At 69.2% G+C, this 26,852-nt stretch carries 25 protein-coding genes; 21 read left to right on the top strand and 4 right to left on the bottom strand.

The window, feature by feature from the left end:
• The first annotated feature begins 27 nt into the window (after window positions 1-27).
• Window positions 28-3,366 carry a mechanosensitive channel MscK gene (mscK, locus tag WFQ67_RS16500; RefSeq protein ID WP_337057570.1) on the top strand — a complete coding sequence of 1,113 codons (3,339 nt, stop codon included), beginning with the start codon at window positions 28-30 and terminating at the stop codon, window positions 3,364-3,366.
• 70 nt (window positions 3,367-3,436) lie between these two features.
• Entirely contained in the window at window positions 3,437-4,897 is a 1,461-nt protein-coding gene (gene selO / locus WFQ67_RS16495; protein ID WP_337057568.1) for a protein adenylyltransferase SelO, read from the top strand.
• Window positions 4,898-4,919: 22 nt separating this feature from the next.
• Here selO and WFQ67_RS16490 read toward each other — a convergent pair whose 3' ends face one another.
• Together WFQ67_RS16490 and WFQ67_RS16485 are read right to left on the bottom strand one after the other, a co-directional pair.
• Window positions 4,920-6,377 carry an alpha/beta hydrolase gene (locus WFQ67_RS16490; RefSeq protein ID WP_337057565.1) on the bottom strand — a complete coding sequence of 486 codons (1,458 nt, stop codon included), beginning with the start codon at window positions 6,375-6,377 and terminating at the stop codon, window positions 4,920-4,922.
• Window positions 6,378-6,404: 27 nt separating this feature from the next.
• Window positions 6,405-7,103 carry an aspartate/glutamate racemase family protein gene (locus WFQ67_RS16485; protein ID WP_213626686.1) on the bottom strand — a complete coding sequence of 233 codons (699 nt, stop codon included), beginning with the start codon at window positions 7,101-7,103 and terminating at the stop codon, window positions 6,405-6,407.
• A gap of 243 nt (window positions 7,104-7,346) precedes the next feature.
• Here WFQ67_RS16485 and WFQ67_RS16480 point away from each other — a divergent pair, with 243 nt between their 5' ends.
• The 3 genes from WFQ67_RS16480 (at window position 7,347) to trxC (ending at window position 10,230) form a co-directional block, all read left to right on the top strand.
• Window positions 7,347-8,324: a sulfite exporter TauE/SafE family protein gene (locus WFQ67_RS16480; protein WP_337057564.1), complete on the top strand. Its 978-nt coding sequence runs from the start codon at window positions 7,347-7,349 to the stop codon at window positions 8,322-8,324.
• Between the two features lie 130 nt (window positions 8,325-8,454).
• On the top strand, window positions 8,455-9,732 hold the full coding sequence (locus tag WFQ67_RS16475) for a bifunctional O-acetylhomoserine aminocarboxypropyltransferase/cysteine synthase (RefSeq protein WP_337057563.1): 1,278 nt from the start codon (window positions 8,455-8,457) through the stop codon (window positions 9,730-9,732).
• A gap of 63 nt (window positions 9,733-9,795) precedes the next feature.
• Window positions 9,796-10,230, top strand: a complete 435-nt coding sequence (gene trxC, locus WFQ67_RS16470; RefSeq protein ID WP_337057561.1) for a thioredoxin TrxC — start codon at window positions 9,796-9,798, stop codon at window positions 10,228-10,230.
• Window positions 10,231-10,254: 24 nt separating this feature from the next.
• Here trxC and WFQ67_RS16465 read toward each other — a convergent pair whose 3' ends face one another.
• The gene (locus tag WFQ67_RS16465; RefSeq protein WP_337057560.1) at window positions 10,255-10,698 is read right to left on the bottom strand and encodes a VOC family protein; all 444 of its coding nucleotides are present in this window, start codon (window positions 10,696-10,698) and stop codon (window positions 10,255-10,257) included.
• 214 nt (window positions 10,699-10,912) lie between these two features.
• Between WFQ67_RS16465 and WFQ67_RS16460 the strand changes: the two genes are divergently transcribed.
• The gene (locus WFQ67_RS16460) at window positions 10,913-11,356 is read left to right on the top strand and encodes a YiiD C-terminal domain-containing protein (RefSeq protein ID WP_173171232.1); all 444 of its coding nucleotides are present in this window, start codon (window positions 10,913-10,915) and stop codon (window positions 11,354-11,356) included.
• Between the two features lie 80 nt (window positions 11,357-11,436).
• Complete coding sequence (locus WFQ67_RS16455; RefSeq protein WP_337057558.1) at window positions 11,437-12,255, top strand: universal stress protein; 819 nt, start codon at window positions 11,437-11,439, stop codon at window positions 12,253-12,255.
• A gap of 46 nt (window positions 12,256-12,301) precedes the next feature.
• On the opposite strand, the gene WFQ67_RS16450 is transcribed toward WFQ67_RS16455, so the two are convergent.
• The gene (locus WFQ67_RS16450) at window positions 12,302-13,069 is read right to left on the bottom strand and encodes a ParA family protein (RefSeq protein ID WP_337057555.1); all 768 of its coding nucleotides are present in this window, start codon (window positions 13,067-13,069) and stop codon (window positions 12,302-12,304) included.
• Between the two features lie 254 nt (window positions 13,070-13,323).
• Between WFQ67_RS16450 and WFQ67_RS16445 the strand changes: the two genes are divergently transcribed.
• The 14 genes from WFQ67_RS16445 (at window position 13,324) to WFQ67_RS16380 (ending at window position 26,850) form a co-directional block, all read left to right on the top strand.
• Window positions 13,324-14,046, top strand: coding sequence for a beta-ketoacyl synthase chain length factor (locus WFQ67_RS16445; protein WP_337057553.1), 723 nt, complete (start codon window positions 13,324-13,326; stop codon window positions 14,044-14,046).
• Window positions 14,019-14,831, top strand: a complete 813-nt coding sequence (locus WFQ67_RS16440) for a lysophospholipid acyltransferase family protein (protein WP_337057551.1) — start codon at window positions 14,019-14,021, stop codon at window positions 14,829-14,831. Before WFQ67_RS16445 ends, WFQ67_RS16440 begins: the two co-directional genes overlap by 28 nt.
• On the top strand, window positions 14,812-15,072 hold the full coding sequence (locus tag WFQ67_RS16435) for a phosphopantetheine-binding protein (RefSeq protein ID WP_021219835.1): 261 nt from the start codon (window positions 14,812-14,814) through the stop codon (window positions 15,070-15,072). Before WFQ67_RS16440 ends, WFQ67_RS16435 begins: the two co-directional genes overlap by 20 nt.
• Before the next feature lie 13 nt (window positions 15,073-15,085).
• Window positions 15,086-15,340, top strand: a complete 255-nt coding sequence (locus WFQ67_RS16430) for an acyl carrier protein (protein ID WP_021219836.1) — start codon at window positions 15,086-15,088, stop codon at window positions 15,338-15,340.
• Window positions 15,337-15,882, top strand: a complete 546-nt coding sequence (locus WFQ67_RS16425) for a hypothetical protein (protein ID WP_213626702.1) — start codon at window positions 15,337-15,339, stop codon at window positions 15,880-15,882. Before WFQ67_RS16430 ends, WFQ67_RS16425 begins: the two co-directional genes overlap by 4 nt.
• A complete protein-coding gene (locus WFQ67_RS16420; RefSeq protein ID WP_337057544.1) occupies window positions 15,879-17,540 on the top strand; it encodes an AMP-binding protein in 1,662 nt (553 codons plus the stop codon). The genes WFQ67_RS16425 and WFQ67_RS16420 overlap by 4 nt, the downstream gene beginning before the upstream one ends.
• A gap of 402 nt (window positions 17,541-17,942) precedes the next feature.
• Window positions 17,943-18,683, top strand: a complete 741-nt coding sequence (locus WFQ67_RS16415; RefSeq protein WP_337057542.1) for a glycosyltransferase family 2 protein — start codon at window positions 17,943-17,945, stop codon at window positions 18,681-18,683.
• Window positions 18,680-19,612 carry an LpxL/LpxP family acyltransferase gene (locus WFQ67_RS16410; protein ID WP_337057541.1) on the top strand — a complete coding sequence of 311 codons (933 nt, stop codon included), beginning with the start codon at window positions 18,680-18,682 and terminating at the stop codon, window positions 19,610-19,612. Before WFQ67_RS16415 ends, WFQ67_RS16410 begins: the two co-directional genes overlap by 4 nt.
• Window positions 19,593-21,134: an HAL/PAL/TAL family ammonia-lyase gene (locus WFQ67_RS16405; RefSeq protein WP_337057539.1), complete on the top strand. Its 1,542-nt coding sequence runs from the start codon at window positions 19,593-19,595 to the stop codon at window positions 21,132-21,134. Before WFQ67_RS16410 ends, WFQ67_RS16405 begins: the two co-directional genes overlap by 20 nt.
• Entirely contained in the window at window positions 21,127-21,552 is a 426-nt protein-coding gene (locus WFQ67_RS16400; protein ID WP_337057537.1) for an acyl-CoA thioesterase, read from the top strand. The genes WFQ67_RS16405 and WFQ67_RS16400 overlap by 8 nt, the downstream gene beginning before the upstream one ends.
• On the top strand, window positions 21,549-22,148 hold the full coding sequence (locus WFQ67_RS16395) for an outer membrane lipoprotein carrier protein LolA (RefSeq protein WP_337057535.1): 600 nt from the start codon (window positions 21,549-21,551) through the stop codon (window positions 22,146-22,148). Before WFQ67_RS16400 ends, WFQ67_RS16395 begins: the two co-directional genes overlap by 4 nt.
• The gene (locus WFQ67_RS16390; protein ID WP_337057533.1) at window positions 22,108-24,468 is read left to right on the top strand and encodes an MMPL family transporter; all 2,361 of its coding nucleotides are present in this window, start codon (window positions 22,108-22,110) and stop codon (window positions 24,466-24,468) included. The genes WFQ67_RS16395 and WFQ67_RS16390 overlap by 41 nt, the downstream gene beginning before the upstream one ends.
• On the top strand, window positions 24,465-25,622 hold the full coding sequence (locus WFQ67_RS16385) for a sodium:proton antiporter (RefSeq protein ID WP_213626716.1): 1,158 nt from the start codon (window positions 24,465-24,467) through the stop codon (window positions 25,620-25,622). The genes WFQ67_RS16390 and WFQ67_RS16385 overlap by 4 nt, the downstream gene beginning before the upstream one ends.
• A complete protein-coding gene (locus WFQ67_RS16380; protein ID WP_337057531.1) occupies window positions 25,609-26,850 on the top strand; it encodes an NAD(P)/FAD-dependent oxidoreductase in 1,242 nt (413 codons plus the stop codon). Before WFQ67_RS16385 ends, WFQ67_RS16380 begins: the two co-directional genes overlap by 14 nt.
• Window positions 26,851-26,852: the final 2 nt, after the last annotated feature.

The raw sequence follows: 26,852 nt of genomic DNA, 5'->3' as shown, positions 1-26,852 counted from the left end.
CTTTTTCCAGAGCCGCCCCACGCGACCATGTCTTTCCTGCGCCCCCTCCTCGCCGCCGCCCTCATCGGCTTCTGCCTCGGTGCCACGCCCGTGCATGCCGCCGAACCTCCGACCAGCGCCAAGGTCCAGCAGAGCCTGGACAACCTCGCCAGCCGCAAGCTGGCGGAAGCCGACCAGAAGGCCGTGCAGCAGGTGCTGGAGCAGACGCTCACGCAGCTGAGCAACCAGGCCGACAGCGAGAAGCGCCTGGCCGACCTCAAGCGCCAGCTCAACGATGCCCCCCGCCAGATCGCCGACGCCCAGCGTGAATTCACTCGCCTCAAGGCCAGCAAGCCGGTCGATGTCGGCGAGCGCTACGGCAGATCCTCCCTGGCCCAGCTCGACCAGTTGCTCAACCAGCGCAGCAGCCAGCTGGCCAACTGGCAGAAGGACCTGGCCGAAGCCAACAGCCTGATCATCACCGCGCAGACCCGTCCCGAGCGCGCCCAGGCCGAGATCAGCAGCAACCAGGTGCGCACCCAGCAGCTCAGCGCCATCCTCAAGGTCGGCAAGGAGACCGGCAAGGCGCTCACCGACGAGCAGCGCGACCAGTACAACGCCGAGCTGGCCGCCCTCGACGCCCAGACCCAGCTGCGCCGCCAGGAGCTGGCCGGCAACAGCCTGCTGCAGGACCTGGGCAACAGCCGCCGCGACCTGCTGGTCGAGCGCATCCACCGCCTGGAGCAGGAAACCCAGGCCCTGCAATCGCTGATCAACGACAAGCGCCGGGAAAGCTCCGAGCAGACGGTGGCCGAACTCTCCCGCGAGGCGCAGAACGCCACCCCCGACAGCCTGCTGGCGGCCGAGAGCTCCACCAACCTCAAGCTCTCCGACTACCTGCTGCGCTCCACCGACCGCCTCAACGAGCTGACCCAGCAGAACCTGCAGACCCGCCAGCAGCTGGACACCCTCAACCAGGCCGACCAGGCGCTGGAAGAGCAGATCAGCGTCCTCAAGGGCAGCCTGCTGCTGTCGAAGATCCTCTACCAGCAGAAGCAGGCCCTGCCGCACCTGAAGCTCGACGGCGACCTGGCCGACGAGATCGCCGACATCCGCCTCTACCAGTTCGAGCTCAGCCAGCAGCGCGACAAGCTCAACAACCCCCAGGCCTACGTCGACGACCTGCTCTCGCGCCAGCCCGCCGACCAGGTGACGCCGGAGCTGCGCGCCACCCTGCTCGACCTGGCCACCACCCGCACCGAACTGTTCGATCGCCTGAGCCGCGAGCTCAACGCCCTGCTCAACGAGTCCATCACCCTGCAGCTCAACCAGAAGCAGCTGCAGAGCACCTCCCAGGCGCTGCGCGCGACCCTGGAGGAGCAGATGTTCTGGATTCCCAGCAACAAGCCGCTGGACCTCGCCTGGCTGAAGAGCGCGCCGCACTACCTCAAGCGCCAGCTGATGGACGTGCCCTGGGGCTCGGGCGTCGCCGAGCTGGGTGAAGGCCTGGTCGACCGTCCCTGGCTGTTCATCCCCCTGCTGCTGATGATCGGCGCGCTGCTGTGGCGCCGCAGCTGGCTCTACGAGAAGCTCACCGAGCTGCACCAGGACATCGGCCACTACAAGCGCGACAGCCAGATGCACACGCCCCTGGCGCTGCTGCTGAACATCCTCCTGGCGATGCCGGTGACGCTGTTCCTGGCCCTCTGCGGCCTGGCCCTGCAGATCGACGCCCGTGGCCAGAACGCCACCCTCGGCGCCGCGCTGATGGAGATGGCCCAGGCCTGGCTGGTGTTCTACACCCTCTACCGCATCCTCGCCCCGGGCGGCGTCGCCGAGCTGCACTTCCGCTGGCCGCGCCCGCAGGTGGCGCTGCTGAGCAAGCAGATTCGCCGTCTCGGCATGGTGGTGATGGCCCTGGTGGCCGTCGTCACTGTGGCCGAGCACCAGCCCCAGGCGCTGGCCGAGGACGTCATCGGCATCATCGTCGTCATCACCTGCTACGCCCTGATGGCCCTGGTGCTGAGCAACCTGCTGCTGGCCGAACCGATGCGCGAGCACACCTCGCCCTTCCGCTTCCTCATCGGCCTGGGCTTCACCCTGCTGCCCCTGGTGTTCATCGTCGCCGTCGGCTTCGGCTACTACTACACCTCGCTGAAGCTCACCGACCGCCTGATCAACACCCTCTACCTGCTGATCCTCACCCTGATCATCGAGGCCGCCTTCGTCCGCGGCCTGGCCGTCGCCGCCCGGCGCCTGGCCTACGCCCGCGCGCTGGCCAAGCGCCAGGCGCAGACCAAGGAGAACGCCGAAGGCGAGGAAGTGGCGGTGGAAGAGCCGACCCTGGACATCGAGCAGGTCAACCAGCAGTCCCTGCGCCTGATCCGCCTGGCCCTGCTCGGCGTCTTCATCGCCTCGATGTACCTGGTCTGGGCCGACCTGATCAGCGTCTTCGCCTACCTCGACGAAGTGACGCTCTACCAATACGCCACCGGCACCGGCGCCGCCGCCACCCAGGTGCCCATCAGCCTGCTGGACGTGCTCGGCGCGCTGATCATCGCCGGCATCACCACCGCGCTCGCACGCAACCTGCCGGGCCTGCTGGAAGTCCTGGTGCTGTCGCGCCTGAAGCTGGCCCAGGGCAGCGCCTACGCCACCACCACGCTGCTCTCCTATGCCATCGCCGGCATCGGCTTCGTCAGCGCCCTGTCCACCCTCGGGGTCAGCTGGGACAAGCTGCAGTGGCTGGTGGCCGCGCTCTCGGTGGGTATCGGCTTCGGCATGCAGGCGATCTTCGCCAACTTCATCTCCGGCCTGATCCTGCTGTTCGAGCGCCCGGTGCGCATCGGCGACCTGGTGACCATCGGCACCGTCACCGGCACGGTGAACCGGATCCGCATCCGCGCCACCCACATCACCGACAGCGACCGCAAGGAAGTCATCGTCCCCAACCAGACCTTCCTCACCAGCCAGCTGATCAACTGGACGCTGACCGACACCGTCACCCGCATCGTGCTGGTCTACAACGTCAACCGCGGCGCCGACCTGGAACTGGTGCGCAAGCTGCTGCTGCAAGCCACCCAGGAGAACACCCGCGTGCTGCGCGACCCGGCCCCCAACGTCCAGCTGAAGACCTACGGCGCCACCACCCTGGAACACGAACTGAAGATCTACGTGCGCGAACTGGGCGATCGGGGCCTGGCCACCGACGAGCTGAACCGGCGCATCGACCAGCTGTTCCAGGAGCACGGCATCAACATCTCCTCGGTGCCGAAGATGGACGTCATCCTCAGCCGCAAGAGCGTCGAGCACGCACCCGCCGAGGAACAGGCGGCCGACGCCGCCGAGGAACAGGCGGCCGACGCCGCCGAAGAGCGCGCCAAGTAAGCCACCGCCACGCGGGGACCACCCATCCCCGCGATTTCCCCCGGCCCCGGCCGCGTGACAAGCTGAGCCCATGAAAAGACTCGACGACCTGCAGTTCGACAACCGCTTCGCCCGCCTGGGCGATGCCTTCTCCACCGAAGTCCTGCCCGACCCGCTGGACGACCCGCACCTGGTGGTGGCGAGCCCGGCGGCCATGGCCCTGCTCGACCTCGACCCGGCGCAGGCCGAGGAGCCCGTGTTCGCCGAGCTGTTCGCCGGGCATACGCTCTGGTCCGACGCAGCCCCGCGCGCCATGGTCTATTCCGGGCACCAGTTCGGCAGCTACAACCCGCGCCTGGGCGATGGCCGCGGCCTGTTGCTGGGCGAAGTGGTCAACCAGGCCGGCGAGCACTGGGACCTGCACCTCAAGGGCGCCGGCCAGACCCCCTACTCGCGCATGGGCGACGGCCGTGCGGTGCTGCGCAGCTCGATCCGCGAGTTCCTCGCCAGCGAGCACCTGCACGCCCTGGGCATCCCCAGCAGCCGCGCACTGTGCGTCACCGGCTCCAGCACCCCGGTGTACCGCGAGAAGAAGGAGACCGGCGCCATGGTCCTGCGCCTGGCGCCGAGCCACGTGCGCTTCGGCCACTTCGAGTACTTCTACTACACCCGCCAGCACGAGCAGTTGAAGACCCTCGGCGAGCACGTCCTGGCCTGCCACTTCCCCGCGTGCCTGGAAGCCGAGGAGCCCTGGCTGGCGATGTTCCGCGAAATCATCGAGCGCAACGCCGGGATGATCGCCCGCTGGCAGGCCTACGGCTTCTGCCACGGGGTGATGAACACCGACAACATGTCGATCCTCGGCATCACCTTCGACTACGGCCCCTACGCCTTCCTCGACGATTTCGACGCCAACCACATCTGCAACCACTCCGACGACAGCGGGCGCTACAGCTTCAGCAACCAGGTGCCCATCGCCCACTGGAACCTCGCCGCCCTGGCCCAGGCGCTGACGCCCCACATCACCGTGGAGGCCCTGCGCGAGGCGCTGGAGCTGTTCCTGCCGCTGTACCAGACGGCCTGGCTGGACCTGATGCGCCGCCGCCTGGGCTTCACCCGCGCCGAAGAGGGCGACGAGGCCCTGGTGCAGCGCCTGCTGCAACTGATGCAGACCAGCGCGGTGGACTACACGCTGTTCTTCCGCCGCCTGGGCGAGACCGCGCCCGAACAGGCGGTGGCGGTGCTGCGCGACGAGTTCGTCGACCTCGCCGGCTTCGATGCCTGGGCCGCGCAGTACGTGGAGCGCGCCACGCGCGAAGGCGCCGACCAGGAGGCCCGCCGCCAGCGCATGCACGCGGTGAACCCGAAGTACATCCTGCGCAACTACCTGGCCCAGCGCGCCATCGAGGCCGCCGAGCAGGGCGACTTCGGCGAGGTGCGCCAGCTGCACGCCGTGCTCGCCCGCCCCTTCGACGAGCAGCCCGGCATGGAGCGCTATGCCGAGCGGCCACCGGAGTGGGGCAAGCACCTGGAGATCAGTTGCTCCTCCTGAGCCCCACCGCGCGGCGAGGCCTTCAGCGCGCCAGCCCCTCCACCCGCTCCAGCCGCTGCAGCAGGTAGGGGAAGAAGGGATTGGACGTCGCCCGTTGCAGGGCGTCCATGTTCATCACCAGCACCCCGCGCTCACCCCGCAGCGACAGGTTGCCCAGGTGGATGCCGAAGTCGTCCGCCGCATCGGGGTGGCGGCCGTAGAGCCCGTCGCTGTCCGGGAACGGCAGCGCCACGTGGGACAGCGAGAACAGCTCGCGCGGGAAGGCCATGTCCAGGGGCCGGACCCACTCCTCGCGGCCACCGGCCTCGATCACCCGCTCGACCACCTCCCGGCTGCTCGCCGTGGCGTTGGTGATTACCGCCGTGCGATAGGCACGCGGTGGCGGCGGCAACAGCCGCGCCAGCGCCAGGCTGGCGTCCGGGCGCAGCAGCGGGCCGAAGTCCACCGAGCGGTTGATATCGAACAGCACCAGCTCGCTGCCGTTGTCCGGCACCAGGCGATAGAGCGACTCCACCACCGCCGAGGTGCTCACGGTCGCATCCACCACCGACTGGAAGGTCAGCAGCGGCGGCAGGCCCCGCAACCCGTCGCGCCGCGAGGCGTTCAGCAACTGCTCCTGCAGCGCGACGGTGAGCTGGTAGGACTGGCGCGCGCCGTTGACCGGGAAGGAGTTGTACTTGAAGGGGTTGTACTCGGGCAGCAGGTCGAGCCAGGCGGCCTTGGCGAAGGCCGGGAACACGGCGGGCAGGCCCGCCAGCCCGGCGAAACGCGCGTAGCCGGCGACCCCCAGCATGGGCGAGAGCAGCACCAGGCGCTCGGCGCGTGGCAGGGACGGGTCCTCCAGCGCATCCAGCGAATACTTCAACGCCAGCGCACCGCCGTTGGAGTAGCCCACCAGCCGCAGCGGCCGCTGTGCCCCCACGAGCCGCCGGGCCTCGCGCATCGCCAGGCGGGTGGCGGCCAGCCACTGCTCCCAGCTCACATCCGTCAGCGCCGCCGGCACCGTACCGTGCCCGGGCAGGCGCAGGCCGAGCACCACGAAGCCCGCCTGGCGATAACGCAGCGCCAGGTGGCGCAGGCTGTAGGGCGAATCGGTGAGGCCGTGCAGCATCACCACCGCGCCCACCGGCTCGCCCTCGGGGCGCAGCACATAGGAGCGGTTCCAGTCCTGGCTGAAACGGCCGGGGTACAGCGGGCTCCCCGGGAAATAGCGGTTGGCCGGCACCTGCTCCTCGGCTTCCAGCTGCTCGCTGACCTGTTCACGCACTTGCGCGAAGACGCGCGCCTCGGCGTTCATCCAGGCGCTCCAGTCGGCCTGGTCCAGCTCGCGCTCGTCGAGCTCCTCCGGCACGAACCTGTGCCAGGGCTCGAGTGACGGCTCGCCCTGGATGTCCAGCACCCGCACGGCGAAGACCAGCGACATCGCCAAGGCCAGCAGCAGCGCGCACCGGCCCGCCCAACGGATGATCCCGGTCCGCATCGTTCCCACTCCGTCATGCCCCATGGTTCAGCCTTCGGCCAGCATCCAGCGCAGGCCCATGCGTACGTGCTGCTCGGTGCTGTCCACCAGGGGCAGCGGCGAGTCGCAGCCCTCCAGCAGCAGGCCGATCTCGGTGCAGCCGAGGATCGCCGCCTGGGCACCCGCGGCTTGCAGCTGGCGCAACTGGTCGAGGTAGAACGCCCGTGCCTCGGGGAGGAAGCGGCCCAGGCACAGCTCCTGGAAGATCACCCGGTCGATCTCCGCCATCGCCGCGGCGTCGGGCACCTGCACCTGGATGCCGAAACGCTCGTCCAGGCGCCGCCGGTAGAAATCCTCCTGCATGGTGAAGCGCGTGCCGAGCAGCGCCGCCCGCTCGCAGCCCAGCGCCTGCAGGGCCTCGCCCACGCCATCGCCGATATGCAGCAGGGGGATGTCCACCGCCGCCTCGATCGCCGCCGCGACCTTGTGCATGGTGTTGGTGGCCAGCAGCAGAGCACCGGCGCCGGCCCGCGCCAATCCTTGCGCAGCGGCGGCCAACTGGAGCCCGGCCTCGTCCCAGCCGCCGGACTTCTGCAGCGCGGCGATGCCGGCGAAATCCACCGAATGCAGCAGCAACGGAGCCGAATGCAGGCCGCCGAGCTGGTCACGCACGCCCTCGTTGAGCAGCCGGTAATAGCTCAGGGTCGACTCCCAGCTCATGCCGCCCAGTACACCCAATGTCCTCATCGCCACCTCTGCGCCAAAAGCTCAAAGCCTAGCCCAGCCTCAGAGGGCGCCGGGCATACAGTTGCCGGGCAATCGGTGCGTACAGCCCCACGCGCCGAGCGCCATCCCGCGCCGCTTCCATCCAACGAAAATGGAATATGAACCTGCGGAAATCTTCTTAGACTCTCTAAGCAAAGGCGCTTATCTTCGCCGCCTGCTTATTCCGGCCTGTTCTACCACCCACTGTCAGGCGCCGTACCCCGCATGAAGATCCGCAACCTCGACCTCAGCCAGAGCCCGATCAACACCGAGCACGAGGCCCTGGGCATTCCTCCCGTCGAGGATTTCGTCAGCCACCCCGACAACCACCCGGTGCTGCGTGCCGCGATGTGGGCGGCCGTGCTGATCCTGGTGAGCCTGCTGGGCTTCCTCGCCTGGCGCCTGTTCTTCGGCGACCACGGCGGCGCCACCGGCCTCGACATCATCGAGCGCACCCTGAGCAGCCCGTCCTTCTGGAGCGCCGTGGCCGTGGGTTTCCTCGCCCAGGTGGTGGATGGCGCGCTGGGCATGGCCTACGGCATCACCGCGACCACCTTCCTGCTCACCGCAGGCGCCTCGCCAGCAGCGGCCAGCGCCAGCGTGCACATCGCCGAAGTCTTCACCACCGGCCTCTCCGGCATCTCCCACGTCAAGCTGGGCAACGTCAACAAGTCCCTGTTCCTGCGCCTGCTGCTGCCGGGCATCATCGGCGCCGTGCTCGGTGCGGTGCTGATCACCACCTTCGACGGCGCCGCGCTCAAGCCCTTCATCTCCGCCTACCTGCTGCTGATGGGCCTGTACATCCTCAGCAAGGCCTACCGCCACGTGGCCCAGCGCCGCGCGCCGAAACACGTGGCCAAGCTGGCGCTGTTCGGTGGCTTCGTCGATGCCGCCGGCGGCGGTGGCTGGGGCCCGGTGGTCACCAGCAGCCTGCTGGGCTCGGGCAGCGACCCGCGCACCACCATCGGCTCGGTGAACTTCGCCGAGTTCTTCCTGACCATCTCCAGCGCCACCTCCTTCATCCTCCTGGCGGGCGAGCTGAACACCTGGATGCTGGTGGCCGGCCTGGTCTTCGGCGGCCTGTTCGCCGCGCCCTTCGCCGCCATGCTGTGCAAGAAGCTGCCGGCACGCACCCTGCTGACCCTGGTGGGCACCCTGATCACCCTGATCAGCGCCTTCAACATCTACATGGCCCTGCGCTGATCGGCCGGTTCTAGCCACCTAACTTTTCGGTCTAGCCACGCGCCTGCGCGATTGCTTCAGGTCATTGACCTGGGCCCTTCCGCTTTCACATGCTGCGCTCCTCAATCAGCCCCGAAGGAACGCAGCCACGATGAAACCGGAAACCCTCGCCATCCACGCCGGCTACAGCCCCGATCCGACCACGCGTGCGGTGGCGGTACCGATCTACCAGACCACCTCCTACGCCTTCGACGACACCCAGCACGGCGCCGACCTGTTCGACCTCAAGGTCGCCGGCAACATCTACACCCGCATCATGAACCCCACCAACGACGTGCTGGAGAAGCGCGTCGCCGCGCTGGAAGGCGGCGTCGGCGCCCTGGCCGTGGCCTCCGGCATGGCGGCCATCACCTACGCCATCCAGACAGTCGCCGAGGCCGGCGACAACATCGTCTCGGTGGCCAAGCTCTACGGCGGCACCTACAACCTGTTCGCCCACACCCTGCCGCGCTCCGGCATCCAGGTGCGCTTCGCCGCCCATGACGACATCGCTGCCCTCGAAGCGCTGATCGACGAACGCACCAAGGCGGTGTTCTGCGAATCCATCGGCAACCCGGCCGGCAATATCATCGACCTCGCCGCCCTGGCCGCCGCCGCCCACCGCCATGGCGTGCCGCTGATCGTCGACAACACCGTCGCCACGCCCATCCTCTGCCGCCCCTTCGAGCATGGCGCCGACATCGTCGTGCACTCGCTGACCAAGTACATCGGCGGCCACGGCAACAGCATCGGCGGCATCGTCGTCGACTCCGGGAAGTTCCCCTGGGCCGAGCACAAGGCACGCTTCCCGCTGCTCAACACCCCGGACGCCTCCTACCACGGCGTGACCTACACCGAAGCCTTCGGCCCCGCCGCCTTCATCGGCCGCTGCCGCGTGGTGCCGCTGCGCAACATGGGCGCGGCGCTGTCGCCGTTCAACGCCTTCCTCATCCTCCAGGGGCTGGAAACCCTGCCCCTGCGCATGGAGCGCCACACCGAGAACGCGCTGAAGGTCGCCCACTTCCTCCAGGCCCACCCGCAGGTGGCCTGGGTGAAATACGCCGGCCTGCCGGACCACCCCGAGCACGAACTGGCCCAGCGCTACACCGGCGGCAAGCCGGCGGCGATCCTCTCCTTCGGCATCGTCGGCGGCGCCGAGGCGGGGGCACGCTTCATCGACGCGCTGAAGCTGGTGGTGCGCCTGGTGAACATCGGCGACGCCAAGTCCCTGGCCTGCCACCCGGCCTCCACCACCCACCGCCAGCTCAACGACGAGGAACTGGAGAAGGCCGGCGTACCGCGCGACATGGTGCGCCTGTCCATCGGCATCGAGCACATCGACGACATCCTCGCCGACCTCAGCCAGTCCCTCGAGGCCGCGCGGGGCTGATGCACAGGGGTTGATATTCGGCCGGTCGGCTCCAGATCAGGGAAACCTGATCCGGAGCCGACCATGACCGACCCCCTGATGATTCCCTGCGCCCACTGCGCCGGCCTCAACCGCATCCCCGCCAACCGCCTGGGCGACGCGCCCCGCTGCGGCCACTGCAAGGCTGCCGTGCTGCCGGCCAGCCCCTTCGACCTCAGCGAAGCCAGCTTCGCCAAGCAGCTGCGCGGCGACCTGCCGCTGCTGGTGGACGTCTGGGCCGACTGGTGCGGCCCGTGCAAGGCCTTCGCCCCCACCTACCAGCAAGCCGCCGCCCAGCTCCAGGGCCGCTGCCGCCTGGGCAAGCTGGACAGCGAAGCCAACCGCCAGCTGGCCGGGCAGCTCAACATCCGTTCCATCCCCACCCTGATCCTGTTCAAGGGCGGCGTCGAAATCGCCCGCCAGAGCGGCGCCCTGCCCCTGCCGCAGCTGCTGGGCTGGCTGAAGAGCCAGGGCATCTAGAAAGCCGGGCGGGCTCGGCTCCGGCTAGCCTTGCCCGGCGTACATCTCGTTCAGCGCCCGCTGCATCTCCTCGGCGGAGACCTGGCGCTTGTGGGTGGAGACGGTCCAGGTGTTGCCGAACGGGTCGATGACCCGACCTTCCCGCGAGCCGAAGAACATATCGGCCACCGGGCTCAGCTCCCGGGCGCCCTCGCGTATCGCCCGCGCGAAGGTCGCATCCGAGTCCGGCACGTAGATCTGCGCCAGCAAGGGCTGCTCCGGCCAGCCGTCCATCGCCTCCCCCAGGTTCACCCGCGAGTCGCCGAACCTCAGTTCGCAATGCACCACCTTGCCGTCCGGCGTCGTCAGGCGCAGCAGCTCCTCGGCGTCGAACACCGCCTGGTAGAACCTGACGGCGCTGGCCAGGTCGCTGACGATGCTGTTCGGGGTGATGGTGTTGAATCCCTGGGGCTTGAAGGTGGCGTTCATGGGCTTTCCCTGCTGGTTCGAGCGAGCGCGACATGCGCAGGCCATTTACTACCCTAGGCAATGAAGCGCGTCCGTTACAGGCTCGACCTCTCGGTGAAAGTCCCACCCAATGGCCGGGGCCTGATCGTTTCGGTCACCCGTGCTGGCCGTCCCGGTCATTGCCGGCGGCACGCATCCGGCTAGGCTCCAGGCATTCGCCCCGCCGGAGATCGTCATGCAATTCAGCGAAGAGATGGCCCGCCACTTCACCGAGGACAAGATCGCCTTCGTCCGCCGCATGGGCCTCAAGGCCGTGACCCTGGAACCGGGCCATGTGAAGCTGCTGGTCCCCCTGGCCGGCAACGAGAACCACATCGGCACCATGTACGCCGGTGCCCTGTTCACCCTGGCGGAGATACCCGGCGGCGCGCTGTTCATCACCAGCTTCGACACCCGCCGCTTCTACCCCATCATCAAGGACATGAGCCTGCGCTTCCGCCGCCCGGCCAAGGGCGACATCAGCGTCGAGGCGCGCATCGGCGCCGAGGAGATCGAGCGCATCCAGGCCGAAGCGAGCGCCAACGGCAAGGCCGACTACCTGCTGGAACTCGACCTGGTGGACGCCACCGGCGAGGTGGTGGCGCAGAGCCGCGGGCTTTACCAGCTGCGCGCCCACTGAGCCCGGGGGCGGATTGCCCTGGATCAAGTTGCCGCGCGGCGAATTGCCCCAGAGTGGCGCCTCACCCGGAGGTGCCATCCATGTTCAGCCATATCCTCATCGCCCATGACCTGAGCCGCGAGGCCGACCTCGCCCTGCAACGCGCCGTGGACCTCGCGCGCCAGTACGACGCCCGCCTGACCCTGCTGCACGTGCTCGAAGACCACCTGCCCAATGCGCTCCAGGAAAACCTGCGCGAAGGCGCCCAGCGCCTGTTCCAGCAGCGCCTGGAACAACTCGGCGCGCCGCCCACCCAGGTGCTGCTGCGCAAGGGCCGCCCGGCGCTGCAGATTCTCGAAGAGGTGGAAGAAAGCAAGGCCGACCTGCTGGTGATCGGCAACCACCACCACAACGCACCGGAGCTGTTCATCGGCACCACGCTGGAGCGTGTCGCCCGGCACATCGACATCCCCTTGCTGCTGGCGGTGGGCGAGAGGCCCGCCCCCTATCGCAAGGGCTTCACCGCGCTGGACTTCTCCCTCTGCGCCTGCGACGCCCTGCGCAGCGCCTGCAGCCTGCTGACCGCCGAAGGCCACCTGCAGGCGGTGAACGTGATGGAGGTGACCGGCCGCCTGCTGGCCAAGGCGGGCAGTGCCGGCGAATACCTCAAGACCCAGCGCGAGCTGCTGGAGCAATTGCTGAAGGATGAACTGGGCAACGTGAAGGCCGCCCCGACGATCAGCCTGGAGGTCACCCACGGCACCCTGCCGCGCGCCCTGGACGAGGCCATCGCCGCAAGCCAGCCGCAGTTCGTCACCCTCGGCAGCCACGGCCGCAGCATGATCTCCCAGGCGCTACTGGGCAGCCTGGCGCTGCACTATCTGCAGCGCCCGCCCTGTGATGTGTTGGTGGTGAAGTAGGCGGCAAAGCCGCAAGCGGCGAGCCGGAAGCCGGAAGCCGGAAGCTTCACGCTTCTAGAAGATTGTGCAGTTCGACGAATTGCTGGGTCAGCTTGTGGCTGCGGTCCAGATAGATCAGCGGGGTGCATGCCTGGTGGGACTCGCGCATCTTCACCGAGCTCATCAGGTTCACCGGCAGCACCGGCAGGCCCTCGGCGATCAACTCGTCCAGCAACTGCTGGGGCAGGCTGGCGCGGGGCTGGAATTGGTTGACCACGATGCCCTCGACCTCCAGGCCTTCGTTATGGTCCTCCTTCAGCTCCTCGATCTCGGCCAGCAGCCCGTAGAGGGCATTGCGCGAGAAACTGTCGCAATCGAAGGGTATAAGCACGCGATCGGCCGCGATCAGCGCCGAAACCGTATAGAAATTCAAGGCCGGCGGCGTATCCAGGTAGATACGGTCGTAATCCTCGGCCAGCTCGTCCAGCAGCTTCGCCAGCTTGTTGATCTTGTGCTTGGCCTCGAGCTTGGGCTGCAGGTCGGCCAACTCCGCCGTGGCGGTGATCACGTGCAGGTTGTCGAAGGGGGTCTCGTAGATATCGACCTTGCCCTTCTTGCCGAAGGGGCCGGAAGAGAGGGTCTGCTTGAAGAAATCGGCGATCCCCATGGGGATGTCCTCGCCGGTGAGACCCGTCAGGTAGTGGGTGGAGTTGGCCTGTGTGTCGAGGTCGATCAGCAGCGTGCGATAACCCTCCGAGGCACTGACCGCCGCCAGGTTGCAGGCGATGCTCGACTTGCCTACGCCGCCCTTCTGATTGAACACCACTCGCCGCATCGCACACCTCCCGGATCCCTTGGATAGCCCCGGATTCTATGCAAAGCCCGTGACAAGGGCGAGCACTGCCTGGGCTTTCTTACCGGCGGGAATTTATGTGCCTTACATCTGAAGATTGTGTCTGAAGTTTGCGAAGTAACCCGACGGTCGGGGATAATGCGGCACTTTGCTATGGCGTCATCGACAAGGCCTTTGTCGTTCAGGGATTGCCAGTCGACAAGGACGCCCGACAGGGGCCGAAAAGAGCTCTTAGCGTGACTCACTTCAGCATCGAACAATGGCGTGCCTGGGCCCCGGGCCTGGAAAGCGAGGACGACTGGCGCGCCTGGTGCAGGCAGCCGTTCGCGCCCGCCGACAGCGAAACCCAGCCCGATGTCTCCTTCCTCCCCGCCATGCAGCGCCGCCGCCTGTCGCGCCTCGCGCGCATGGCGATGAGTGTCGCCTGGCCCCTGGCCGCCGAGGGCGAGCAACTGCCCATGGTGTTCGCCTCGCGCCACGGCGAGACGCCGCGCACCCTGGCCCTGCTGCAGGACCTGGCACGCGGCGAGCCGCTGTCGCCTACCCAGTTCAGCCTCTCGGTGCACAACGCGATCATCGGCCAGTGGTCGATCCTGCGCGGCGACACCAGCGAGATGACCGCCCTGGCCGCCGAGGGCGACGGCCTGGAGCACGCCGTCCTGGAGGCCGCCGGCATGCTCGCCGAGGGTGCTCCTGCCGTGTTGCTGGTGATCACCGAGGAAAGCCCGCCGGATATCTACCGCCCCTGGGTGGAGGACGTGCCCTTCCCGTACGCCGTCGCCCTGAAGCTCGCACCTGGCGACCAGTGGCTACTGAAGCTGTCCCCCGAAGCGCCGGAACAGGCGCCGGAACCCTGGCCCCACGCACTGGGCCTGCTGCACGCACTGCTCAACGATCTGCCCCACCGTCAGCATCAATGGAAGAGCCGTAAATGGACCTGGCAACGCAACCGGCCCTGAACGCCCGCCCCAACGCCCCCTACTGGTGGCGCCTGATCGCCACCGCGCTGTCCTTCACCCTGTTCGGGGTCGGCGGCGTGCTGCTGCGCATCGTCGTGTTCCCGCTGCTTTCGCTGCTGCCGGGCGACGCTACCGACCAGCGTCGCCGTGCCCGCGCCACAACCAGCCGCTTGTTCTGGCTGTTCGTCCAGTTCATGTACCGCAGCGGCGTGCTCACCTACGAAGTGGAAGGTGCCGAACGCCTCGGCCGCCCCGGGCAGATGATCATCGCCAACCACCCCTCGCTGATCGACGTGGTGGTACTTATCGCCCTGATTCGCGACGCCAATTGCGTGGTCAAGCAAAGCCTCTGGGACAACCCCTGCATGCGCGGCCCGATCCGCGCCGCCCAGTACATCAGCAACAGCGGCAGCATGGACATGCTCGACGAGGCCGCCGCCGCCCTGCAGGAAGGCCAGACCCTGATCGTCTTTCCCGAAGGCACCCGCACCACACCGGGGCAGGCCCCGCAATTCCATCGTGGCGCGGCCGCCATCGCCCTGCGCGGCGCCCGCATCGTCACCCCGGTGACCATCAGCGTGACCCCGACCACCCTGACCAAGGCCGAGCCCTGGTACAGCATCCCGTCGCGGCGCTTCCACTTCCACCTGCGCGTCGGTCACGACATCGACCCGCAGAGCTTCGCCTCACAGGGGTCGGCACCCATCGCTTCGCGCCGCCTCAACGACCATCTGCATCAACATTTCATGAAGGAGCTCGGCCTGGATGAGCGCTCTGCAGCTTGAGATCAAGAACCTGATCATCGAGGCCCTGGGCCTCGAAGACATCGGCCCCGACGACATCGACGCCGAACAGACCCTGTTCGGCGAAGGCCTGGGCCTGGACTCGGTGGACGCCCTGGAACTGGGCCTGGCCATCCAGAAGCGCTTCGGCATCAAGATCGACGCCGATGCCAAGGACACCCGCAAACACTTTGCCAACGTGGCCAGCCTCGCGGCCTTCGTCTCGGCACAGAAAGCCGCCTGAGGAAAAGACCGCGATGCAAACCCGTGACGAGATCTTCACCACCCTGCGCGACGCCCTGGTCGAACTCTTCGAGCTGGACCCGGCGCAGATCAGCCTGGAATCCAATCTCTACGAGGACCTGGAGATCGACAGCATCGACGCCGTCGACCTGATCGACCACATCAAGCGCCACACCGGCCGCAAGATCGCCGCCGAGGACTTCAAGGCCGTGCGCACCGTCAGCGACGTGGTCGAAGCCGTGCACCGCCTGGTGAACGAGCCCGCATGAGCCGCCTGATCGGGCTGCTGCTGGTGCTGGCCGGCCTGGGCTACCCCTTTGCCGTGTACTACGGCATGGAGCACCTGTCGCCGCGCCTGTTCGCCCTGCTGCTGGGCGGCCTCTGGCTGGCCCGCAGCCTGAGCGCCGCGCAACGCCCCGGCAACCGCTGGACGGCCGTCGCCGCCCTGGGTTTCTGCCTGCTGCTGGGGCTGGTCAACCAGGCCGACCTGCTGCGCTGGTACCCGGTGCTGATGAGCGCCGTGCTGCTCGGCCTGTTCGGCGCCAGCCTGTTCCACGGCACCCCGCTGGTGGAACGCATGGCACGCCTGCGCGAACCCGAGCTGCCCGAGGTGGCGGTGCGCTACACCCGTCGCGTCACGGCCGTCTGGGCCTCGTTCTTCCTGGCCAACGGCCTGGTCGCCGCCGGCCTCACCCTCTGGGCGCCGCTGGGCTGGTGGACGCTCTACACCGGCTTCATCGCCTACCTGCTGATGGGCTTGCTGTTCGCCGGTGAATGGCTGGTGCGCCAGCGCGTACGGAGGTTCGCGTGAGCTGGATCGCCCTGCAGGACCTGCTGCTGCGGGCCGACCCGCGACGCCCGGTCACCCTGGCCCCGGCATTGGACCAGGCCGCCCTCGCCGAGCAGGCCCTGCGCCTGGCCGGCGCCCTCCGGGCCCTTGGCGCCCGGCGCGTGGCGCTGTACCTCGAGGACGGCGCCGAGCTGGCCACCGCCCTGCTGGCCGCCTGGCGCGCCGGCATCGAGGTGCTGTTGCCGGCCGACGCCCAGGCGCAGACCCGCAAGCGCCTGGCCGAACGCTGCGACCTCTGGCTCGACAGCCTCGACGGCCTCGATGGCGAGCCGCTGGCCCCCGCCGCGCTGGACCTGGACGCCTGCCGCCTGGTGCTGTGCACCTCCGGCTCCAGCGGCGAAGCCAAGCTGATCGACAAGACCCTGCGCCAGCTGGCCAATGAAGTAGAGGCCCTGGAAGCCCTCTGGGGCGCCGACCTCGCCGGCGCGACCCTGGTCGCCAGTGTCTCCGCCCAGCACATCTACGGCCTGCTGTTCCGCGTGCTCTGGCCGCTGTGCGCCGGCCGCCCCTTCGTGCGCCGGGCGCAGCCCTTCGCCGAGGACATCCAGCAGGCCAGCCTGGAAGCCGGCGACTTCGCCTGGATCGCCAGCCCCGCCCTGCTCAAGCGCATGGGCGACAACCTCGACTGGCCCGCCCTGCGCGGCGTGCGCCGGGTGTTCTCCTCCGGCGGCGCCCTGCCCGCCGATGCCGCAGCCGAGTTGCAGCAACGCCTCGGCCAGTGGCCCACGGAAATCTACGGCAGCTCCGAAACCGGCGGCATCGCCTGGCGCCAGGGTGGCGCCCTGTGGCAGCCCTTCGCCGGCGTCGAGCTGGGCCGGGACGAGGAAGGCGCGCTGAACCTCGCCTCGCCCTACCTGCCCGCCGGCCACCGCGAACAGACCGCCGATGCCGTGCGCATCGACGCCGACGGCCGCTTCGAACTGCTCGGCCGGCTCGACCGCATCGTCAAGCTGGAAGAAAAACGCATCTCCCTGCCCATGCTGGAACAGGCCCTGGGCGAACACCCCTGGGTGGCCGAAGCCCGCCTGGGCGTGGTGCAGGAAGGCCGCGCCTTCCTCGGCGCCCTGGTGGCCCTGAGCACCGAGGGCATCCATGCCCTGCGCAACCAGGGTCGGCGCACCGTCACCGAGACCCTGCGCCGCCACCTGGCCGGCCACTGCGAAACCATCGCCCTGCCGCGCCGCTGGCGCCTGCTGCGCCAGTTGCCCTGGAGCAGCCAGGGCAAGCTGCCCCAGGCGCTGGTGGAGAACCTGGTCAAGGCCCCTCGTCCGAAGACGGTGGAGCCACTGGCCAGCCGCGAAATCGACGGCGAATGGCAACTGGACCTGGAAGTGCCGCTGGACCTGGCGCACTTCTCCGGCCACTTCCCACGTACACCGGTCCTGCCCGGCGTGGTGCAGATCGACTGGGCCCAGCACCTCGCCCGCCAGGTCATGGCCCTGCCCCCGCGCTTCGCCGGCATGGAAGTCCTCAAGTTCCAGCAACTGGTCCGCCCCGGCGACCGCCTCCAACTGTCCCTGCGCTTCGACGCCGACAAGGGCAAGCTCTACTTCGCCTTCCGCAACGGCGAAGCCGCCTGCTCCTCCGGGCGCATCCTGCTGGTGGCCGACCATGCGTAAGGCCTTCAACGCCCTGAGCGGCGCGCGCGCCGGTTCCCACAGTGTTCAAGAACGCGTGCCGCAAGAGGTTCCTGCGCAGTACATGGCCCTCTCCAGCTCGGCGGGTGGGGCGGGGACAACGCCCCTTCAGGAGGCCGAGCGGAATCGTTGCAGAGGGAGTCGAGCGGCATGGATGCCGCGAGAGGCGCGATCTGGCCAGGGATGGCCTGTCGCGCCGGGCTCCCGGCGCAACGATGGGAGCGAGGGCACTCCGGCGCAGCCGGGGCCGGATGCAGGGGCAAGTTTTTTGGTTCCTTTTCAACGATTGGAAAAGGGACTCGCCCGGCAAGGCGAAACAGAGACTCGACGCACACTCGGCCACGAACCGGGCCACGAAACCCACCCGCACTGCCCGATGCCGACATGAACCCGTTCAAGCCCTGCGCCGTCATCCCCGTCTACAACCACGAGCACGCCCTGCCCCTGGTGGTCGACGCCCTGCGCCAGCACGGCCTGCCCTGCGTGCTGGTGGACGACGCCTCCAGCCCCGCCTGCGCCCAGGTGATGGACCAGCTGGCCACCCAGCCCGACGTCCACCTGGTGCGCCTGGCCATCAACCAGGGCAAGGGCGGCGCCGTCATGGCCGGCCTGCGCGAAGCCGGCCGGCTGGGCTTCTCCCACGCCCTGCAGGTGGACGCCGACGGCCAGCACGACCTCGCCGACGTGCAGCGCTTCCTCGCTGCCGCCCAGGCCCGCCCGGGCGAGCTGATCTGCGGCTACCCGCAGTACGACGAAAGCGTGCCCAAGAGCCGCCTCTACGCCCGCTACCTGACCCACGTCTGGGTGTGGATCAACAGCCTGTCGCTGTCGATCCGCGACGGCATGTGCGGCTTCCGCGTCTACCCCCTGGCGCCGACCATCGCCCTGATCGATTCCGCCCGCCTCGGCAAGCGCATGGACTTCGACCCGGAGATCCTCGTGCGCCTGGCCTGGCGCAAACAGCCCATGCACTGGCTGCCGACCCGGGTGCACTACCCGCTGGACGGGCTCTCGCACTTCCGCCTGTTCCACGACAACGCGCTGATCTCGAAGATGCACGCCAAGCTGTTCTTCGGCATGCTCCTGCGCGCACCACTGATCCTCTGGCGCAGGTGCCGACCATGAGCGAACGGCACTGGGCACGCCAGGACGAGCGCGGCAGCTTCCTGCTGATGAAGTTCACCGCCCTGGCGGTGCGCCACCTGGGCCGGCGCGTGCTCAGCCCGCTGCTCTACGTCATCGTCTTCTACTTCTTCCTCTTCGGCACCAAGGCCCGGCGCAGCGCCCGGCGCTACCAGGCCAACCTCGCCGCCTGGAGCGGCCGCCCGGAGCTGGCGCCCACCCTCGGCTCGGTGTTCGCCCAGTTCATGGCCTTCGCCGACGCCCTGCTGGACAAGCTCGACATCTGGCGCGGCCAACTGCCCCTGGAGCGCATCGAACTGGTGGACCCGACGGGCCTGCGCCAGCAGTTGCGCGGCGGGCGCGGCCAACTGCTGGTCGGCGCGCACCTGGGCAACCTGGAGGTGTGCCGCGCCCTGGCCGAGCTGGGCGAGAAGGTGCAGATGAACGTGCTGGTGCACACCCGCCACGCCGAGCGCTTCAACCGCCTGCTGGGCGAGGCCGGCGCGAGCCACCTGCGACTGATCCAGGTCAGCGAGCTGGACCCGGCGATCATGCTGCAATTGAGCGAACGCCTGGAGCGCGGTGAATGGCTGGCCATCGCCGGCGACCGCGTGCCGCTGCACGGCGGGCGCACCACCCAGGTCGATTTCCTCGGCCACCCCGCCGCCTTCCCCCAGGGCCCCTGGCTGCTGGCCGGGCTGCTCAAGTGTCCGCTCAACCTGATGACCTGCCTGAAGATCGACGGCCACTACAAGGTCTTCCTCGAACCCTTCGCCGAGCGCGTGCAATGGCGCCGCAGCGAGCGTGACGCGGTGATCGAAGGCTGGGTCCAACGCTATGCCCAGCGCCTCGGCGAGCTGTGCCTGAAGGCCCCCGAGCAATGGTTCAACTTCTACCCGTTCTGGAACGAACATGACGACACATCAGCCTGAACCCGTGGTCTTCGGCGAGCTGCCGCTGTCCATCGAGCAGGTCGTGGCCCTCTCCCAGCGCCGCGCCCCCGCCCTGCTGCAGGGCGACGCCGCCTGGCGCGAGCGCATCGCCAAGGGCGCGCGCTTCCTCGACACCCTGCTGGACAAGGAAGGCGTGATCTACGGCGTCACCACCGGCTACGGCGACTCCTGCGTGGTGGCCGTGCCGCTGGAGCAGGTCGAGGCCCTGCCGCGCCACCTGTTCACCTTCCACGGCTGCGGCCTGGGCAAGGTGCTGGACGAGGCCGCCACCCGCGCGGTGCTGGCGGCGCGCCTGCAGTCGCTGTGCCATGGCGTTTCCGGCGTGCGCGTCGAACTGCTGGAGCGCCTGCAGGCGTTCCTCGAACACGACGTGCTGCCGGTGATCCCGGAGGAAGGCTCGGTGGGCGCCAGCGGCGACCTCACCCCGCTGTCCTACGTAGCCGCCACCCTCTCCGGCCAGCGCGACGTGTTCTACAAGGGCCAGCGCCGCAGCGCCGCCGAGGTGCACGCCGAACTGGGCTGGCAGCCGCTGGTGCTGCGCCCCAAGGAAGCCCTGGCGCTGATGAACGGCACCGCCGTGATGACCGCCCTGGCCTGCCTGGCCTACGCCCGCGCCGACTACCTGCTGCAACTGGCCACGCGCATCACCGCGCTCAACGTGGTGGCGCTGGAAGGCAACCCGGAGCACTTCGACGAGCGCCTGTTCGCTGCCAAGCCGCACCCGGGGCAGATGCAGGTGGCCGCCTGGCTGCGCCAGGACCTGGCCATCGACGCGCCGACGCCGCCGCTGCACCGCCTGCAGGACCGCTACTCGCTGCGCTGCGCGCCCCACGTGCTGGGCGTGCTGGCCGACAGCCTGGGCCTGCTGCGGCAATTCATCGAAACCGAGCTGAACAGTGCCAACGACAACCCGCTGATCGACGCCGAGGCCGAGCGCGTGCTGCACGGCGGTCACTTCTACGGCGGCCACATCGCCTTCGCCATGGACAGCCTGAAGAACCTGGTGGGCAACGTCGCCGACCTGCTCGACCGCCAGCTCGCCCTGCTGGTGGACGTGCGCTACAACCACGGCCTGCCGAGCAACCTCTCCGGCGCGCCCCAGGCCACGGCGATGATCAACCACGGCTTCAAGGCCGTGCAGATCGGCGCCAGCGCCTGGACCGCCGAGGCGCTGAAGAACACCATGCCGGCCAGCGTCTTCTCACGCTCCACCGAGTGCCACAACCAGGACAAGGTGAGCATGGGCACCATCGCCGCCCGCGACGCCCTGCGCAGCCTGGAGCTCACCGAGCAGGTGGCCGCCGCCACCCTGCTGGCGGCCAACCAGGGCGTCTGGCTGCGCCAGCGCGAGAACCCGCGCGCACTGCCCGAGCCGCTCACCGCCATGCACCGGCAACTGGCCGGGGACTTCCCGCCGGTGATCGAGGACCGCGCCCTGGAAGGCGAGCTGCGCCTGTGCCTGGAACGCATCCGCGCCCGCCACTGGAGGCTCTATGCGTAGCGCCGGGGTGATCCAGGCCGAGGTCGAGATCCTCGTGCCCTTCTTCGACGTCGACATGATGGAAGTGGTCTGGCACGGCCACTACGTCAAGTACCTGGAAGTGGCCCGTTGCGCCCTGCTCGACAAGCTCGACCACAACTACTCGCAGATGCGTGACGCCGGCTACGCCTGGCCCATCATCGACCTGCAGCTGCGCTACATCCGTGGCGCCCGCTTCGGCCAGAGGATCGTCGTGCGCGCCGACCTGGTGGAGTGGGAGAACCGCCTGAAGATCAACTACCTGATCACCGACGCCGCCACCGGCGAACGCCTGACCCGGGGCAGCAGCGTACAGGTGGCGGTGGAGATCGCCACCCGCGAGATGCTGCTGGCCTCGCCGAAAGTGTTCCTCGAAGCCGTGGAGCGGGCGCTGCCATGATCCGCTTGCGCGCCCTGCTGCTGGTGCCGGCCCTGCTGGCGAGTTCGCTCGCCCAGGCCTTCGACCTCGACCAGCTCGCCGCGCAACTGGGCAAGCCCGCCGTGGTGCGCGGCCCCTTCGTGCAGGAGAAACACCTGCGCGCCCTGCCCAGGCCGCTGACCAGCGAGGGGCGCTTCGTGCTCTCCCGCGAGCAGGGGCTGCTCTGGCTGCTGGAAAGGCCGCTGAAGCAGGACTACCGCATCGGCGCCGCCGGCATCGCCCGTCGCGTCGACGGCCAGTGGCAGGCCCAGCCCGGCCAGGACGTCGCCGCCCAGCAGAGCCGCCTGTTCCTCGCCGTGCTCAAGGGCGATCACCAGGGCCTGGCCCGCGACTTCCAGCTGCAGCTCAGCGGCGATGCCGCGCACTGGCAGCTGCACCTGACGCCGAACTCCCTGCTGCTCAAGCAGATCTTCAGTGCCATCCGGATCGAGGGCGGCGCCCTGGTGGAGCGCATCGAGCTGCTGGAAACCCAGGGCGACAGCACCGTGCTGCGCCTGCCGGCGAGCGAAGCCGGCGATGCCCTCGCGGCCACGGAGGCGCGCGACCTTGCGCCCTGAACGCCTGCTGCCGCGCCTGTTCCTGCTGGGCCTCGTCGCCCTGCTGGCGCTGGCCGCCTGGCAATGGCGCAACGGCCCGCCGGTGGCCGCCGACATGCTCGCCCTGCTGCCCCAGGGCGCCGGGGATGCCTGGGTGCAACGTGCCGAACAACGCATGCAGGAGCCGCTGAACCGCGAGGTCCTGCTGCTGGTAGGGCACACCGACGCCGCACGCGCCCGGACCCTGGCCCAGCGTATCGCCGAACGCTGGCAGCAGGAGCCGCGCTTCGAGCGCGTGCAGTGGAGCCTGCAGGCCGACCTGCCGGCCCTGCGCCAGCAACTGCTGGACAACCGCCTGGCGCTGCTGCCCCGGGCCGATCGCGCGCTGCTGGAGCAGGAACCCGGGCGCTTCATCGCCCAACGCGCGGAACGCCTGTTCGACCCCTTCTCCGCCGTCGCCCTGGTGCCGACCGAAAACGACTGGCTGGGCCTCGCCGGCCTCGCGCAGAAGGCACTGGTGCCCGCCAGCCGGGTTCAGGCCGACCTGGCCAGCGGCGCCCTGCAGGTGCAGGACGGCGATACCACCTGGGTGCTGCTGCGTGCCCGCACCCGGGAAGGCGCCTTCGACATGCAGGCACCGCCCTGGCTCGCGGGCGAAGTCGCCCGCGCCCGCCAGGACATCGAAGCCGATGGCGGTCGCCTGCTCGCCGCCAGCGGCCTGCTCCACGCCGCCGCCGGGCAGGCCAAGGCCGCCCGCGAGATCAGCCTGATCGGCGGTGGCGCCAGCCTCGGCACCCTGCTGCTGATGCTGCTGGTGTTCCGCCGCCCGCGCACCCTGCTCAGCCTGTTGCCGGTGGGCCTGGCCCTGGGCGCGGGCTGTACCGCCTGCGTGCTGGTGTTCGGCGAGATCAACGCACTGACCCTGGTGCTCGGCGCCAGCCTCACCGGTGTCGCCGCCGACTACCCGCTGCACTACCTGAGCAAGAGCTGGACCGGCCAGCCCTGGCGCGCCTGGCAGGCGGTGCGCGAGACCCTGCCGGGCCTCAGCCTGAGCCTGGGCACCAACCTGATCGGCTACCTGGCCCTGGCCTTCACCCCCTTCCCGGCACTGACCCAGATCGCGGTGTTCTCCGCCGCCGGCCTGGTCACCGCCTACCTCTGCTCCGTGTGCCTGCTGCCGGCGTTGCTGGGCAGCCTGCGCCTGGCACCGCCGCGCGCACCGCTGCGCCTGGCCGAGCGCCTGCTGGAGCGCCGCGAGCGCCTGCTGGCACGCACCGGCAGCCTGCCCTGGCTGCTCGCCCTGCTGGTATTCAGCGCCGCCGGCCTGTGGCAGGTGCAGCCGCAGAACGACCTGCGCCAGTGGCTCGGTGCCGAGCCGCGCCTGCTCGACGAGGCCCGCGAGATCGCCCGCCTCACCGGCCTGCAGCCCACCAGCCAGTTCTTCCTGGTGCGCGGCGACAGCCAGGACCAGATGCTCCAGCGCCAGGCCGAGCTGGCCGAGCGCCTCGAACGCGCCGTGGCCGACGGCAACCTGCAGGGCTACCGCGCCCTCAGCCAACTGGTGCCGCCCGGCACCGAGCGCCAGGCCCTGCGTGACGCCCTGGCGCGCCTGCCGCAACACTGGCAGCCATTACTGGCGCTCGGCATCCCCGCCCAAGCGCTGGAGAACGAGATCGCCCAGCTGCGCACGCAGCCCGAGCAGGACCTCGACGCGGCCCTGGCGGGCACCCTGGGCGAGGCCTGGCGCCCGCTCTGGCTGGGCGTCGACACCCAGGGCCGCGCCGCAGGCATCGTCAGCCTGCAGGGCCTGGCCTCGCCCATGCTGATGGCCGACGCCGCCGAGGGCCTGGAAGGCGTGCAGCTGGTCGACCGCATCGGCGAGCTGAACCGCCTGTTCGCCGCCACCCAGCTCAGCGCTGCAGAACTCAAGCTGGCGTCCTGCCTGGCCATCCTCCTCCTGCTGTGCATCCCCTTCGGCTTCGGCGGTTCGCTGCGCATCGTGGCGCTGCCGCTGCTGGCGGCGCTGGCCGCCCTGGCGAGCCTCGGCTGGCTGGGCCAGCCGCTGACCCTGTTCAGCCTGTTCGGCCTGCTGCTGGTCACCGCCATCGGCGTGGATTACGCGATCCTCATGCGCGAGGCGATCGGCGGCGCGGCGGTGAGCCTGCTGGGCACGCTGCTGTCGGGCCTGACCAGTTGGCTCTCCTTCGGCCTGCTGCTGCTGAGCCAGACCCCGGCCATCGCCAACTTCGGCCTGACCATCAGCCTCGGGCTGTTCTTCTGCTTCCTGCTCGCCCCCTGGGCGCAGGCCGCGCCACCCCAGGGCAAGGAAGTGCCGGCATGAGCGTCGTCGTGTTCTGGATCGGCCTGCTGGCCCTGTTCGCCCTGGCCACCTGGCTGGGTCGCAGGCTCGGCCTGATCCCCATCGTCAGCCAGCTGTTGCTGGCCAGCTTCGGCCTGCCGCTGGTGATGCTCTGGCTGGCCGCGCCGGTGGGCCTGGACAACGCCCAGGTGCTGGCCGCGCCCTGGCTCAAGCCGCTGTACGGCGTGGCCTTCACCCTGCTGCTGGGGCACATCCTCAGCGATGTGATCGACCTGCGCCTGGAAGCGGCCAGCGTGAAGATCGCCCTGCCGAGCTTCTTCCTGCCGTTCTTCTGCGGCCTGGGCTGTGCCCTCTGGCTGCTGCCCGCCGACGGCCTGCTCTCGGCCATCGCCGTGGGCCTGCTGTTCGCCCTGACGGCGATCCCGGTGCTGTTCCTCTACCTGCGCCACCTGGGCTACGCCGAGGCGTCCATCCGCCGCCTGCTGCAGGCGGCGATCCTGATGGACCTGATGTGCTGGAGCATCTTCGGCCTGGCCCAGGGCAGCGCCGCGCCCGGCGCCCTGCTCTGGCCACTGCTGGCCGCCCTGCTGCCCCTGGCGCTGCACCTGGCGCGGGTGCGTGCGCCGCTGGCCTACAGCCTGGCCTTCTTCGCGCTGCTGCTGACGCTGCAGCAGCTCAAGCTCAACGCCCTGGTGTTCGGCATCGCCTACCTGCTGGTGATGGCCCTGCTGCGCGTGCCGTTCCGCCTGCCGTTGCCGGCGCGCGTCTTCCACGACGTGCAGGTGTGGCTGGCGGTGCCGCTGATCCTCGCCTTCGGCCTGCTGCAGATCGACTGGCACACGGCCTGGCAGAACTATTCCTGGCTGCAGTTCGGCGCCCTGCTGGTGTTGCCCATCGTCAGCAAGCTGGCGGGCAACTGGCTGGGCCTGTCCTGGGCCGAGGGCCGCCTGGCGGCCAGCCCGGTGAAGTGGCGCGAGACCGTGCTGCTCAACACCCGCGGCCTGACCGAGATCGTCTTCCTCAACCTTCTGTTCCAGCAGCACATCATCAGCGCGCAGCTGTACTTCGCGCTGATGCTGATGGGACTGATCGCCACCCTGTTGCCGGCCCTGACGCGCAGAGCGCACGCGGTCGCCACCCCCGCCCCGGAAAGGAGTCCCCATGAAGCCCATTGAAATCCAGCAGCGCCAGGTCGTGGTCATCGGTGCCGGCCCCTCCGGCGCCATCGCCGCCGCCCTGCTCAAGCGCAAGGGCCACGATGTGCTGATCCTCGAACGCCAGCGCTTCCCGCGCTTCTCCATCGGCGAGAGCCTGCTATCCCACTGCCTGGACTTCATCGAGGAAGCGGGGATGCTCGAAGCGGTCATGGCCGCCGGCTTCCAGATCAAGCACGGCGCGGCCTTCGCCTGGGGCGGGCGCTACACCGCCTTCGATTTCCGCCACAAGTTCACCCCCGGCAAGGGCACCACCTTCCAGGTACAGCGGGCCGACTTCGACAAGCTGCTGGCCGACCAGGCCGAACTGCAGGGCGTGGAGATCCGCTACGAGGAGGAGATCATCGCCGCCGCGTTCGAGGGTGACTGCCCGCGGCTCACCGTGCGCCGCCTGGACGGCAGCCAGTACCAGGTGGAGACCGCCTTCGTCCTCGACGGCAGCGGCTACGGCCGGGTGCTGCCGCGCCTGCTGGACCTGGAGGCGCCGTCCAGCTTCCCGGTGCGCCAGGCGGTGTTCACCCATATCGAGGACCGCATCGACGATGCCGGCTTCGACCGCGAGAAGATCCTCATCAGCATCCACCCCGAGCACCGTGACATCTGGTTCTGGCTGATCCCCTTCAGCAACGGCCGCTGCTCCCTGGGCGTGGTGGGCGAAGCCGGCCGCTATGCGGGCCGCCCCGAGGACCTGGATGCCTGCCTCAAGGGCTTCATCGCCGAGACGCCGAACCTGCGCCGCCTGCTGGCCAATGCCGTGTGGGACACCCCGGCCCGCGCCCTGGGCGGCTACTCGGCCAACGTGAAGGCCTTGCACGGCCCGGGCTTCGCCCTGCTGGGCAACGCGGCCGAGTTCCTCGACCCGGTGTTCTCCTCCGGCGTGACCATCGCCATGCGCTCGGCGAGCATGGCCGCGGCGGTGCTCGACCGGCAGCTGAACGGCGAACAGGTGGACTGGGAGAGCGAGTTCGCCACGCCGCTGAAGAAGGGCGTGGACACCTTCCGTGCCTACGTCGAGGGCTGGTACGAGGGCAGCTTCCAGGACGTGATCTTCCATGAGGGCGGGTCGCCGGAAATCCGCGGGATGATCTGCTCGATCCTCGCCGGCTACGCCTGGGACACGCGCAACCCCTTCGTCGCCGAGCCCAAGCGCCGCCTGCGCATGATCAGCGAATTCTGCGCCACGGAATGAGG

Source organism: Pseudomonas sp. USHLN015 (genome assembly GCF_037153275.1).
GTDB classification, from domain to species: Bacteria; Pseudomonadota; Gammaproteobacteria; order Pseudomonadales; family Pseudomonadaceae; genus Metapseudomonas; species Metapseudomonas tohonis.
This window is presented reverse-complemented; position numbering and strand designations above follow the sequence as displayed.